The following is a 13,073-nucleotide window of genomic DNA, read 5'->3' as shown; positions in this document are numbered from 1 at the left end:
AATTTTTTTCTCGCAGATCTGGCAGATTGAGCAGATTTTAAATGTTTTATCTGTGGATTAAATAATCGATGCATTAGGAATTTATTTAAAAAGCGAAGAAGAATATTGAAAAAGAGATTTCTCTATTAACGTAATTGCGTGAGGGATGGAAACGGCATCCTTTTGTGGCGGGGTTCGCCACAAAAGATATAGTGTACAGCCCGGCCCTTGGGACACGCCCAAAATAAAATAAGCCAAATTAATCTCGCAAAGACGCGAAGTCGCAAAGTTTTTCTTTTTAGCCAAAGATAGAAGATTGAAAAAAAATCTGCTAAATCTGCGTGAAAAATTAGTGCCTTAGCGCCTTTGTGGCAAACCCAAACATATGTCACAAAACAAAAATGCCTTAATTCGCTACAAAACGATTGACAAATGCCTGCAGAACAAATACAGGCAATGGACATTGGAAGATTTAATCGAATGCTGTTCTCAGGCTTTGGAAGAATATGAGGGACGTAAAATTCCAATAAGCAAACGTACGATTCAGATGGATATCCAAATGATGAGGAGTGAAAAACTGGGGTATAATGCGCCGATCGTTGTCTATGATAAAAAGTATTATAAGTATGAGGATGAAGATTTTTCGATAACGGATATCCCGCTGACGGAAACCGATATGAATGTTTTGACCGAGACGGTTTCGATGCTGAAACAGTTTAAGGATTTCTCTTTATTTAATGATGTCTCAGATATTTTGCAGCGTTTGGAGGATAAAATCTACTCTGAAAAGTCACACACAAGGCCTGTAATTTATTTGGATAAAAACGATAACTTAAAAGGGCTGCATTATCTGGATGAAATTTATCAGGCAATTATCAAAAAAGTGGTTCTTGTCATTACGTATAAATCGTTTAAGTCGAGAGAAGAAAATAAGTTTCATTTTCACCCGTTTATTTTGAAGGAATTCAATAATCGCTGGTTTTTGGTGGGAAAGAAAAAAAGTTCGCAGCCTATTACGAATTTGGCTTTGGATCGAATCATTTCTATCGATTATGATTTTAATCTTCAATATTTAGAAGAAGATTTTGATGCAGAATCTTACTATAAAAATATAATTGGTGTTACTGTAAATTCAGGTTTACAGCCAAGAAAAATTGAACTTTGGATTGATGCTGAAAATGCTCCTTATGTACTGACCAAACCTTTGCATCATACGCAGAGAATGATTACAGAGAATGAAGACAAGAGCATTATTGTTCATTTGTTTATCGCACCTAATTACGAAATGGAACGCCTTTTATTGGGATTTGGATGCGGGATTGAGATTCTGAAACCTGAAGGTTTGCGGAACAGAATGAAAAAAACATTGGAAAAAGCATTGGAAAAGTACGTTGACAAAACGGAAGAAGGATTTCATTTACAGAATTAAGGATTTGTATATGACTTTTATTGAAATGATAGTTTTTACCTCTAAAAATCTTTTAAAACTTAAAAAAAGAGTAGTATATTTCAATTCTAAACTAACCCATAAATCGCTCTTTTTCAGAGAAATTTATTTACTAACCAAAAAATTATCATAAAATTATATGCATGCATAGTATTTTTTGATTATATTTGAAATCGATATAGTTACAATGAAAGACAAAACAATAGATTATATTTTGAGAGCGACATGGCAGGCTGTTTCCAGAATGTATAATGAGGAAGCTGCCAAGTACGATGCCACAATGGCGACCGGATTTGCCCTGTTAAGTATGGACAAAGAAGACGGAACTCCATCGACAGCTCTAGGTCCAAGAATGGGAATGGAAGCCACAAGTTTGACCAGAACATTAAAATCGATGGAAGACAAAGGTTTGATTGTTCGCAAAAAAAACCCAACTGACGGCCGCGGTGTTTTGATCTACCTGACCGAATTTGGAAAAGAAAAAAGAGAATTATCAAAAAATACAGTTCTGAAATTTAATGAAACGGTTCGAAAACATGTTTCGGACGAGAAACTAAAACATTTTATTGAGGTTTCGGAAATCATCAATGAATTGATTCAGGACAAAAATATATTTAATCACACGAGCGCCAGCGAACTGGCGAAGCAAACAGAAAAATAGAAAATGAATAACCTCATTTTATAATTAGGAAACTTCAAATTCAAATAAAAAACAAAATAGTAACAAATATGAAACGCACAATTAAAAAAGTTGCTGTAATTGGATCCGGTATTATGGGTTCAGGAATAGCTTGTCATTTTGCCAATATTGGTGTTGAAGTTTTGCTGCTTGACATCGTTCCCCGCGAGTTGACAGAGGCTGAAACTAAAAAAGGATTAACGCTGGAGAGTAAAGCTGTTCGCAACCGTTTGGTAAACGAACACCTGGCGAATTCATTAAAATCGAAACCATCCCCTATTTACAGTCAGAAATTCGCAAGCCGAATCACGACTGGAAATACGACTGATGATATGGCAAAAATTGCCAATGTAGACTGGATTATTGAGGTTGTTATAGAACGTCTGGATATCAAAAAAACGGTTTTTGAAGAAATTGAGAAGTACCGCAAGCCGGGAACTTTGGTTACATCAAACACTTCCGGTATTCCAATTCATTTTATGAGTGAAGGAAGAAGCGAAGATTTTCAACAACACTTCTGCGGAACTCACTTTTTTAACCCTGCACGTTACTTAAAATTATTTGAAATTATTCCTGGTCCAAAAACTTCAACTGAAGTATTGGATTTCTTAAACGAATACGGATCTAAATTCTTAGGAAAAACTTCGGTTGTGGCCAAAGACACTCCGGCGTTTATTGGAAACAGAATTGGTATTTACGGAATCCAAAGTTTATTCCATTTGGTTAAAGAAATGGGATTAACAATTGAAGAAGTGGATAAATTGACCGGTCCGGTAATTGGCCGTCCAAAATCGGCTACTTTCCGTACTGTTGACGTTGTGGGTCTGGATACTTTGGTACACGTTGCCAACGGTATCTACGAAAACTGCCCGAACGACGAACAACACGAATTGTTTAAACTTCCTGATTTTGTCAACAAAATGATGGAAAACAAATGGCTGGGAAGCAAAACAGGACAAGGCTTTTATAAAAAAGTAGATAAAGATATATTGTCTTTAGACTTAGATACATTAGAATACCGCGCTGCTAAAAAAGCAAGTTTTGCTACGCTTGAACTAACAAAAACTATCGATAAACCAATTGATCGTTTTAAAGTTCTTGTAAAAGGAAAAGACAAAGCAGGAGAATTCTACCGTAAGAGTTTCGCCGGAATGTTTGCTTATGTGTCGAACAGAATTCCTGAAATCTCAGACGAATTATACAAAATTGACGATGCGATGAAAGCCGGTTTTGGATGGGAAAATGGTCCATTCGAAATTTGGGATGCGATTGGTGTGGCCAACGGAATTGAAATCATGAAAGCAGAAGGTTTAGAACCAGCTGCATGGGTGAATGAAATGTTAGCTTCCGGAAGTGAGAGTTTTTACTCTGTAAAAGAAGGAGCGACTTATTTCTATAATATCCCAACAAAATCACAAGTAAAAGTTCCTGGACAGGATTCATTTATTATTCTGAACAACATCCGCGAAAGCAAAAAAGTTTGGAGCAATAGTGGAGCAATCATTCAGGATTTAGGTGATGGAATTTTGAACTTAGAATTCCAATCTAAAATGAATACTATTGGTGGCGATGTACTTCAGGCTATCAATAAAGCAATTGACTTATCTGAAAAAGAATATCAAGGTTTGGTTATTGGAAACCAGGCAGCGAATTTCTCTGTTGGAGCTAATATCGGAATGATTTTCATGATGGCTGTTGAGCAGGAATATGACGAATTGAACATGGCTATCAAATTGTTCCAGGACACTATGATGCGCGTTCGTTACTCTTCTATTCCAGTTGTAGTTGCCCCTCACGGAATGACTTTTGGTGGTGGATGCGAAATGAGCTTACACGCTGATAAAGTGGTTGCTGCTGCTGAAACCTATATGGGATTGGTTGAATTTGGTGTTGGTGTACTTCCTGGCGGCGGCGGATCTAAAGAAATGGCTTTGAGAGCGTCTGATTTATTCCGCAAAAACGATGTGGAGTTAAACGTTCTTCAAGAGTATTTCTTGACTATTGCTATGGCTAAAGTATCAACTTCAGGTTACGAAGCTTTTGATACCGGACTTTTGCAGCATGGAAAAGATGTTATCGTAGTAAACAAAGACCGTCAGATTGCAGAAGCTAAAAAACATGCTTTGTTAATGGCAGAAGCAGGTTACACACAACCTATCAGAAGAACTGATGTGAAGGTTTTAGGTAAACAAGCATTAGGAATGTTCTTAGTTGGAACTGATCAAATGGAAGCTGGAAAATACATTTCAGAACATGATAAAAAAATCGCAAACAAACTGGCGTACGTAATGGCAGGTGGTGATTTATCCGAAGCAACTTTAGTATCTGAACAATATTTACTAGATATCGAACGTGAAGCTTTCTTATCTCTTTGTACAGAAAGAAAAACATTGGAGAGAATTCAGTATATGTTAACTAAAGGGAAACCACTTCGTAACTAGATTGTATATTGTAAAATGTATATTGTATTTACAGACTGCATTTTACAAATGAAAATAATATATACATTTTTTAAAGATGAATTATTTTAAAGAATTGAAAGTTTGGCAAAAAGCAATTGAGCTAGTAACCAATACTTATTTAAAAACTCAAAAATTTCCGAAAGATGAAATTTATGGCTTGACTTCACAAATTAGAAGATGTGCAGTGTCCATTCCATCAAATATAGCGGAAGGTTGTGGACGAAAATCTCCTAAAGATTTCAATAACTTTTTAGGAATTTCATTAGGATCAGCATTTGAGTTTGAAACACAGTTAATTATTTGTAAAAATATTGGATATATCGAGCAGGAGGTTTTTAATTTTTTAGAATCTGAAATTCAGCATATACAAAACATGCTTATTAAGCTTCAGGCTTCACTAGATACAAAATAAACATTTTACAACTTACAGTATACAATAATACAATATACAGAAAAATACAATTATTTATGAAAACAGCATATATAGTAAAAGCATATAGAACCGCAGTTGGTAAAGCTCCAAAAGGAGTTTTTAGATTTAAAAGACCTGATGAATTAGCTGCAGAAACCATTCAGTTCATGATGGATGAACTGCCTGATTTTGACAAAAAACGTATCGACGACGTTATGGTAGGAAATGCCATGCCGGAAGCAGAACAAGGGCTAAACGTTGGACGTTTAATCTCATTGATGGGATTAAAAGTAGAAGATGTTCCTGGTGTTACTGTAAACCGTTATTGCGCATCGGGATTAGAAACGATCGGAATGGCAACTGCTAAAATCCAGTCTGGAATGGCAGATTGTATTATCGCTGGTGGTGCAGAAAGTATGAGTTTTATTCCGATGGGAGGTTACAAACCAACTCCGGATTATAAAGTTGCCGCTGCAGGTCACGAAGATTACTACTGGGGAATGGGTTTAACTGCTGAAGCGGTTGCCAACCAATACAAAATTTCAAGAGAAGATCAGGATGAGTTTGCTTACAACTCTCACATGAAAGCCTTGAAAGCACAAGCTGAAGGAAAATTCGACAAACAAATCGTTCCGATTACTGTTGATCAGACTTTCATCAATGAAAGCGGAAAAAAAGAAACTAAATCATACGTTGTAAAACAAGACGAAGGTCCAAGAGCCGGAACGTCTGTTGCTGCATTAGCAGGTTTAAAACCAGTTTTTGCTGCCGATGGAAGTGTAACTGCAGGTAACTCTTCTCAAATGAGCGACGGTGCAGCGTTTGTTTTAATCATGAGCGAAGACATGGTTAAAGAACTGAACCTTGAGCCTATTGCCAGACTGGTAAACTTTGCTTCTTCTGGTGTTGAGCCAAGAATTATGGGTATCGGTCCAGTAAAAGCAATTCCGAAAGCATTGAAACAAGCCGGTTTAGAATTGAAAGATATTGACCTGGTAGAATTAAACGAAGCTTTTGCTTCTCAGTCTTTGGCTGTAATTCGTGAGTTAGGTTTAAATCCTGATATCGTAAACGTAAACGGTGGAGCAATCGCTTTAGGTCACCCACTTGGTTGTACAGGAGCTAAACTTTCTGTTCAGTTATTTGATGAGATGAAACGCAGAAGTAATAAATACGGAATTGTTTCTATGTGTGTGGGAACTGGACAGGGTTCTGCGGGGATTTATGAGGTTTTGTAAAAAGAGAGAATAGAATATAGAGAATAGATTTACGCTTATAAGAGAATGAGACATAATTATAAGAACTTAAAAATTTGGCAGATTGGGATTTCGATTGCTAATGATATTTCAGATTTATTATTAGAATTTCCAAAGCATGAAAGATATGATTTGAGTTCTCAAATAAGCAGATGTTCTGTTTCAATGCCTAGTAATATTGCTGAAGGTTCATCAAGAACGGATAAATCTTTCAGTCATTTTTTAGACATTTCTCTAGGTTCTTCATTTGAACTCATTACACAGTTATTGATTGCAACACATAGAAGATATATAAACGAAACACAATTTAACCAATTAGAAATTAAAATAGAAGAATTTCAAAGAATGACAATGGGCTTCCAGAACGGATTGAAGTAAAGTCTGTTTTCTATTCTCTATATTCTATTTTCTTTCATAAAAAACAAAAAGCAATGGCAGATACAATCGAAAAAAACGTAACCCGTGGTGGTCAGTTTTTAGTTAAAGAAACAAAGTGCGAAGACATCTTTACACCAGAAGATTTCTCGGAAGAGCAATTAATGATGCGTGACTCTGTTAAAGAGTTTGTGGACAAAGAAATTTGGCCTAACAAAAATCGTTTTGAGAAAAAAGATTACGCATTTACAGAAGAAAGTATGCGTAAAGCGGGAGAATTAGGACTTTTAGGAGTTGCGGTTCCTGAAGAATACGGTGGATTAGGAATGGGATTCGTATCTACAATGTTGGTTTGCGATTACATTTCCGGAGCAACTGGATCTTTCTCTACTGCTTTTGGTGCTCATACCGGAATTGGAACTATGCCAATCACCCTTTACGGAACAGAAGAACAAAAGAAAAAATACGTTCCTAAATTAGCTACAGGTGAATGGTTTGGAGCTTATTGTTTGACTGAGCCAGGCGCAGGATCTGATGCCAACTCTGGGAAAACAAAAGCAGTTTTATCTGAAGATGGAACCCATTACAAAATTACAGGACAAAAAATGTGGATTTCGAATGCCGGTTTCTGCAGCGTTTTCATCGTTTTTGCCCGTATTGGAGATGATAAAAATATTACAGGTTTCATCGTAGAAAACGATCCGTCAAACGGAATCTCTATGAATGAAGAAGAGCATAAATTAGGAATTCGTGCTTCTTCTACTCGTCAGGTCTTCTTCAATGAAACAAAAGTTCCGGTTGAAAACATGTTGTCTGAAAGAGGAAACGGTTTTAAAATTGCGATGAATGCACTGAATGTTGGGCGTATTAAACTGGCGGCTGCCTGTTTGGATGCACAACGTAGAGTAACTTCAGGAGCAGTAAAATATGCTAATGAAAGAATCCAGTTTAACACACCTATTGCAAGTTTTGGAGCTATCCGTTCTAAATTGGCTGAAATGGCAACCAGTGCTTACGCCGGAGAAAGTGCTTCTTACCGTGCAGCAAAAGATATCGAAGACAGAATCGCTGCTCGTGAAGCGGAAGGAACTTCTCACCAGGAAGCTGAACTGAAAGGTGTTGAAGAATATGCAATAGAATGTTCTATCTTGAAAGTAGCTGTTTCTGAAGATGTTCAGAACTGTGCTGACGAAGGAATTCAGATTTTTGGTGGAATGGGATTCTCTGAAGACACTCCAATGGAAAGTGCCTGGAGAGATGCCCGTATTGCTAGAATCTACGAAGGAACAAACGAAATTAACAGAATGCTTTCTGTTGGTATGTTAATCAAAAAGGCGATGAAAGGTCATGTTGATTTATTAGGACCAGCGATGAACGTTTCTGAAGAATTAATGGGAATTCCATCTTTTGATGCACCTGATTTTTCAGAATTATTTGCTGAAGAAAAAGGAATCATTGCTAACCTGAAAAAAGTATTCTTAATGGTTGCCGGAAGCGCTGTTCAAAAATATGGTCCGGATTTAGATGCTCACCAACAGTTATTAATGGCTGCTTCTGATATCCTAATCGAAATCTATATGGCAGAAAGTACTATTTTAAGAACTGAAAAATTAGCCAAAAATCAGGGAGAAGCAAAAGTACAAGAGCAAATTGCGATGGCAAAATTATACTTGTACAAAGCAGTAGATATTGTTAACCAAAAAGGAAAAGAAGGAATCATTTCTTTTGCCGAAGGTGATGAACAACGTATGATGTTAATGGGATTACGCCGTTTTACAAAATACACTAACATGCCAAATGTAGTGGCATTAAGAGAAACAATTACCTCAAAATTAGTTGCAGAAAATGAATACTGCTTCTAATAAAAAATAGTTTTTAGCTTTTAATTTGTTAAACCCGCACTTGTCCGAAACTGTGCGGGTTTTATTTTTTTGCTTTTCCACAAGTTCATTTACAAATGCCCTACTTACCTTTCCTTACATTATATGGTGGAAATATTATTTACCTGGTTCGGGAAAATCGATGTTGAACTTTCGCTTCTAATGTTTTATATTTAACATTAAAAAAACTCAAAAAACATAGAAATGAAACAAATTAATCTGCTAATCTTATTAGCCTTGTGTTATTGTACTACCAGTACTTTTGCACAAAATAACAAAAAATTTGATGTAATCGCTTATTATACGGGTGATGAAAAAATGATTAATGAATTTGAAATCAAAAAACTGAATCAAATTATTTTTAGCTTTTGTCATTTAAAAGACGGTAAACTAAGTGTTGATTCTGCAAAAGATTCTACTACCATTAAACATTTGGTTTCTTTAAAAGCAGCAAATCCACAACTTAAAATTATATTGTCATTAGGTGGCTGGGGTGGTTGTGAACCATGTTCTTCTGAATTTTCAACAGCTGAAGGAAGATTAAAGTTTGCTAAATCAGTAAAAGAAGTAAGTGATTATTTTAAAACAGATGGTTTGGATTTAGATTGGGAATATCCTGCCATTGAAGGACTTCCGGGGCATTTATTTCAACCTGCAGACAAAACTAATTTCACAGAACTGATCAAAATATTACGTGCTACTTTAGGCAAAAAATACGAACTGAGTTTCGCAGCAGGTGGATTTCAGAAATTCCTGGATGAATCTATAGAATGGAAAGTTGTAATGCCATTAGTCAATCGTGTCAATATCATGAGCTACGATTTGGTAAATGGATATTCTAAAGTTACCGGACATCACACGCCATTATACAGTACTAACAAAACTGAAGAATCAACAGACAGAGCAGTTTCGTATTTATTAAAATTAGGAATACCTGCTGAAAAATTAGTAATTGGAGGAGCATTTTACACAAGAACATGGAAAAATGTGGCAAATACTAATAATGGTTTATATCAGGCAGGTGAACACACTGAAGGTGTTTCTTTTAAAAACTTTGAGAACATTTATACTGAAGCCAACGGTTGGAAATATTTCTGGGATAAAAAAGCCAAGGCACCTTACTGGTATAATGAAAAGGAAAAGACATTTGCAACAGGAGATGATATTACTTCAATAAAAGCTAAGACTGAATATGTAAAGTCAAAGAAACTTGGCGGAATTATGTTTTGGGAATTAGTCTTAGACAAAACACAAAACGGAATGGTAAACAGAATTTATGAAATAAAAACAGCTAAGTAATTTTTTTAAAGAAAAAACGGCAATTATTAAAACAGTTGCCGTTTTCATTTTAGTTTGTCTTAATCTTATCTTTTTCCGATTCCGTTTTTGGTTCCCTTATGTATCCATCATAAGAAATGGAAGCCCTTTTGTTACTATTGATTGAAAGTGTCGCCCCTCCATGATAAAAAACAGAAAACATAAGATCATAAACGTCCTCTTTGCCTTTTACAATCGCCCTTATAATATACGATTTTTTCTTTTTTTCTATTTTAACATTTTCAGGTTTACCTTCAAACTTAATGCCTCCGTCAGATCCATACCCTACATTAAAAGCACGTCCAAAAAAAGGTACATCACCTACTACATTTTCTGAATTAAACTTTACAAAATAGGTATTATAGTCTAAAACAAGCATTCTTCCTCCCTGAGGCATCACTCTTTCTACGTCAAAGACAAAATTTTTAGCTTCAATTAAAGCTTCTGTTTCTTTTTGTTTTTGAAGTTGGTTTTCAGCTTTTAATTCTTTTTTTGTTTTTTCCTGAGCTATTCCATCAAAACTTACCACAGAAAACAATATCAATAAAACATATAATTTAGTTTTCATAGTACATCTGTTTAATAATTAACTAAACCAAAGCTATGATTTTTAGTCGGCAAGGTCACAACACTTACTTATTAGCCACAAATTACACGAATTCATTTGCGAAAATTTGTGTAATTTGAGCCTGCTTTTTTTTGAAGCTAAAGAAAAATGCGCTAAATGTATAGTTTTAAACTATATCTGAGGCCAAATAAATAAAATTGAATTTTATTTTTTAGTAAACCGCATCATGGCAATATCGCCAGAAATAAAGTTCAATGTTTTACCATCATCAGAAATAGAATAGGTATTTATTTTTTGCAAAGTATTCATAAAAACCTGTTCTCCCTGACCATCCATGCACATCATTTTTGTAGTAACCATAGGTTGTGTAAAATCAATTTTATGACCTTCTACTACAAATTTACCCATAAAAGAATTACAACCGTTATTTCCTGAAATCTGATTTTCAACTAGACTAAAATTAATAACTGGTTTTTTATCCGGATACAAACCATCAAATGCTATTCTGGGTCCGGAAATATAATTAAGTTCCCAACTTCCTTCAAGTTTAGAAGTATCATCCTTTTTTTTGCATTTAAAAACATTGCAGGAAGTCACAAGAATTGCAACCATTACTAAAATTGAAATATTTTTTATCATATCACTAAATTTTAAATTAATCCGATTTAAGAATTTTTATGTTAAAAATCCTTACTAATTTACATATTTTTTCTTTGATTGGACGCGATAAAATTCTAAAAATTATAAGCTTTAGTTTGTGCTTTTTTTAACTTCACACATTCTCTAATTTGTTTAATTTATTCTAAATTTACTTTTATTTAATTTTAAAAGCCTCACACATGAAAAAATTAATAGCTTCTTTTGCAATAATTACAGCTTTAATAATTGGCTGTAAGACCAATACAAAATCAAATGACGCCAAGACCTTAGCTGTTACCCTTGAACCTAAAAGCAACAGCACAGTGGCCGGAACTGCAAACTTTACAGAGAAAAATGGCAAGGTAACATTCGTTGCAAAAATGTCGGGGCTAACACCCGGAGTACATGCCATACACATACATGAAAAGTCGGATTGTACCGCAGCAAACGGAAGTTCAGCCGGCGGACACTGGAACCCTACTTTTAAAAAACACGGAAAATGGGGGGAAGCTGAATATCATAAAGGAGATATTGGTAATTTTACCGCAGATGAAAAAGGTAATGGAACTATCACCCTAACTACTGATGAATGGTGTATAGGATGTGAAGACGAAACTAAAAATGTTTTAGGAAAAGGTTTAATTGTACATCAGGGAGTAGATGATTTTGTAACACAGCCTACCGGAGATGCTGGTGGCAGAGTTGCTTGTACAGGAATCATCAAATAAAAAACAATAACCACTATTTCACAAAATTTAGTGGTTATTTCATTTAAATTAATTTTACAATAAGAAAAAGATATAGCTTTGCATCCTCAAACTCAAGTTAATGATTAACCCGTCTGCATCAGGTTGGATAGATAAATTTTTTAGCGAACAAAAGTTTTCAGAAGCTATTCCTTTTGAAACTATTGATTCTTTTTACAATAAAGTAAGAGAAACGGGGTTTATCTACGGGCACATTATTTCCATAGATTCACAAATTCCAATTCAGATAAAGGGCTGGTTTAAAACTGAAATTTCCAAGGTTGCTTTATTGAATACGCTTTATGGTGTTTTTTGTTTAGAGAAAAGAAACTCGGAACCCAATAATTTTATCACGGAAGTTTTAAAATTTTACAAACAGATGAACCCTGAAGGATTTAATCTATTTAAAATCTTACTTCCTAAAGATACCCCTTCATTAGCATTAGAAAATATTATAGATCAAAGGGTACAAACCAACGATAGTATAATTAGCAAAAACTTTTCGCATCTGGTAACAAACGCTTTGTTATTTATTGATGCTTTGGCTTTTAGTCAATATCTTGTCCACGGTGAAATCCCTGAAAAATATTTAAAGAAAATTGAAGACAGCGTTCTTGGTATTGTAGGTTTGGCTTTAAAAACCAAAACTATAAAATCACAGCATGATGATTTGTTAATTAAACTTTTTGAAGCTTCAATACGATATACTAAATTTTCAAAAGTTACTGTTGATACTTTAGAAACTTTGCAATTAGATTATTTTAACAATAAACTGGAACAATATTATTTAATTGATATGGCCGGGATGGCATTGTGGAGTGATGGTGTCGTAGAAAATGAAGAGGCTTATTTTTTATATTCTTTAGCTTCCATGATAGGCGTGCCTGATGATTTTGTAACCAAAAGCATTGCAACAACAAACAATTTTATTTCATTACACAAAAAGAAAATTCCCTATTTTAATTATTCTAATCCTGTCAAACATTTTTATGATCAAATGACGCACAGTGTAATTAAATTAATTATAAGAAACAAAAACAGATTAATAAAGGAAATTGTCCAAAGCAAAGAGTTAATGGTTTTATTAGCTCATTCTACACACAGGGATTTAGATGTAAAAGAAAAAAAGAAAGTAAAAAAACAACTTTTAGACATTTGCAAAACTATACCGTCACTTACTATCTTTTTACTCCCTGGAGGAAGTCTGCTTTTACCAATTTTAATAAAGTTTATTCCTACTCTGTTGCCATCTGCTTTTAATGAAAACCTTGACGAAAACGAATAAAAAAATCGCCCTTTTGGGCGATTCATTT

General features: G+C 34.7%; 12 protein-coding genes. 10 read left to right on the top strand and 2 right to left on the bottom strand.

From position 1 onward, the window contains the following. The first annotated feature begins 364 nt into the window (after positions 1-364). The 8 genes from J2W48_RS11960 (at position 365) to J2W48_RS11925 (ending at position 9,789) form a co-directional block, all read left to right on the top strand. Complete coding sequence (locus tag J2W48_RS11960) at positions 365-1,408, top strand: helix-turn-helix transcriptional regulator (protein WP_310281584.1); 1,044 nt, start codon at positions 365-367, stop codon at positions 1,406-1,408. A 205-nt stretch (positions 1,409-1,613) separates the two neighbouring features. Beyond that, entirely contained in the window at positions 1,614-2,087 is a 474-nt protein-coding gene (locus J2W48_RS11955) for a MarR family winged helix-turn-helix transcriptional regulator (RefSeq protein ID WP_310281583.1), read from the top strand. A gap of 68 nt (positions 2,088-2,155) precedes the next feature. Continuing rightward, positions 2,156-4,546 carry a 3-hydroxyacyl-CoA dehydrogenase/enoyl-CoA hydratase family protein gene (locus J2W48_RS11950; RefSeq protein ID WP_310281581.1) on the top strand — a complete coding sequence of 797 codons (2,391 nt, stop codon included), beginning with the start codon at positions 2,156-2,158 and terminating at the stop codon, positions 4,544-4,546. Between the two features lie 76 nt (positions 4,547-4,622). Next, positions 4,623-4,979, top strand: coding sequence for a four helix bundle protein (locus J2W48_RS11945; RefSeq protein WP_310281579.1), 357 nt, complete (start codon positions 4,623-4,625; stop codon positions 4,977-4,979). A gap of 56 nt (positions 4,980-5,035) precedes the next feature. Beyond that, on the top strand, positions 5,036-6,217 hold the full coding sequence (locus J2W48_RS11940; RefSeq protein WP_310281577.1) for an acetyl-CoA C-acyltransferase: 1,182 nt from the start codon (positions 5,036-5,038) through the stop codon (positions 6,215-6,217). A gap of 45 nt (positions 6,218-6,262) precedes the next feature. Next, positions 6,263-6,613 (top strand): four helix bundle protein, encoded by a 351-nt coding sequence (locus tag J2W48_RS11935; RefSeq protein WP_310281575.1) that lies wholly within the window; start codon positions 6,263-6,265, stop codon positions 6,611-6,613. Positions 6,614-6,666: 53 nt separating this feature from the next. Further along, entirely contained in the window at positions 6,667-8,472 is a 1,806-nt protein-coding gene (locus tag J2W48_RS11930; protein WP_310281573.1) for an acyl-CoA dehydrogenase family protein, read from the top strand. Positions 8,473-8,694: 222 nt separating this feature from the next. Then, the gene (locus J2W48_RS11925) at positions 8,695-9,789 is read left to right on the top strand and encodes a glycoside hydrolase family 18 protein (protein ID WP_310281571.1); all 1,095 of its coding nucleotides are present in this window, start codon (positions 8,695-8,697) and stop codon (positions 9,787-9,789) included. 49 nt (positions 9,790-9,838) lie between these two features. Here J2W48_RS11925 and J2W48_RS11920 read toward each other — a convergent pair whose 3' ends face one another. Together J2W48_RS11920 and J2W48_RS11915 are read right to left on the bottom strand one after the other, a co-directional pair. Continuing rightward, positions 9,839-10,375 carry a DUF4251 domain-containing protein gene (locus tag J2W48_RS11920; RefSeq protein ID WP_310281569.1) on the bottom strand — a complete coding sequence of 179 codons (537 nt, stop codon included), beginning with the start codon at positions 10,373-10,375 and terminating at the stop codon, positions 9,839-9,841. A gap of 204 nt (positions 10,376-10,579) precedes the next feature. Beyond that, entirely contained in the window at positions 10,580-11,014 is a 435-nt protein-coding gene (locus J2W48_RS11915; protein WP_310281567.1) for an META domain-containing protein, read from the bottom strand. 200 nt (positions 11,015-11,214) lie between these two features. Here J2W48_RS11915 and J2W48_RS11910 point away from each other — a divergent pair, with 200 nt between their 5' ends. Together J2W48_RS11910 and J2W48_RS11905 are read left to right on the top strand one after the other, a co-directional pair. Beyond that, the gene (locus tag J2W48_RS11910; protein WP_310281566.1) at positions 11,215-11,742 is read left to right on the top strand and encodes a superoxide dismutase family protein; all 528 of its coding nucleotides are present in this window, start codon (positions 11,215-11,217) and stop codon (positions 11,740-11,742) included. A gap of 100 nt (positions 11,743-11,842) precedes the next feature. After that, complete coding sequence (locus J2W48_RS11905) at positions 11,843-13,045, top strand: LETM1-related biofilm-associated protein (RefSeq protein WP_310281564.1); 1,203 nt, start codon at positions 11,843-11,845, stop codon at positions 13,043-13,045. Positions 13,046-13,073 lie beyond the last annotated feature (28 nt).

This window comes from Flavobacterium piscis (assembly GCF_031457575.1).
GTDB lineage: Bacteria > Bacteroidota > Bacteroidia > Flavobacteriales > Flavobacteriaceae > Flavobacterium > Flavobacterium piscis_A.
This window is presented reverse-complemented; position numbering and strand designations above follow the sequence as displayed.

Bases quoted from the DNA above. Each gene is read 5' to 3' on its own strand.
- J2W48_RS11960 (WP_310281584.1), top strand. From the start codon at position 365: ATGTCACAAAACAAAAATGCCTTAATTCGCTACAAAACGATTGACAAA.
- J2W48_RS11955 (WP_310281583.1), top strand. From the start codon at position 1,614: ATGAAAGACAAAACAATAGATTATATTTTGAGAGCGACATGGCAGGCT.
- J2W48_RS11950 (WP_310281581.1), top strand. From the start codon at position 2,156: ATGAAACGCACAATTAAAAAAGTTGCTGTAATTGGATCCGGTATTATG.
- J2W48_RS11945 (WP_310281579.1), top strand. From the start codon at position 4,623: ATGAATTATTTTAAAGAATTGAAAGTTTGGCAAAAAGCAATTGAGCTA.
- J2W48_RS11940 (WP_310281577.1), top strand. From the start codon at position 5,036: ATGAAAACAGCATATATAGTAAAAGCATATAGAACCGCAGTTGGTAAA.
- J2W48_RS11935 (WP_310281575.1), top strand. From the start codon at position 6,263: ATGAGACATAATTATAAGAACTTAAAAATTTGGCAGATTGGGATTTCG.
- J2W48_RS11930 (WP_310281573.1), top strand. From the start codon at position 6,667: ATGGCAGATACAATCGAAAAAAACGTAACCCGTGGTGGTCAGTTTTTA.
- J2W48_RS11925 (WP_310281571.1), top strand. From the start codon at position 8,695: ATGAAACAAATTAATCTGCTAATCTTATTAGCCTTGTGTTATTGTACT.
- J2W48_RS11920 (WP_310281569.1), bottom strand. From the start codon at position 10,375: ATGAAAACTAAATTATATGTTTTATTGATATTGTTTTCTGTGGTAAGT.
- J2W48_RS11915 (WP_310281567.1), bottom strand. From the start codon at position 11,014: ATGATAAAAAATATTTCAATTTTAGTAATGGTTGCAATTCTTGTGACT.
- J2W48_RS11910 (WP_310281566.1), top strand. From the start codon at position 11,215: ATGAAAAAATTAATAGCTTCTTTTGCAATAATTACAGCTTTAATAATT.
- J2W48_RS11905 (WP_310281564.1), top strand. From the start codon at position 11,843: ATGATTAACCCGTCTGCATCAGGTTGGATAGATAAATTTTTTAGCGAA.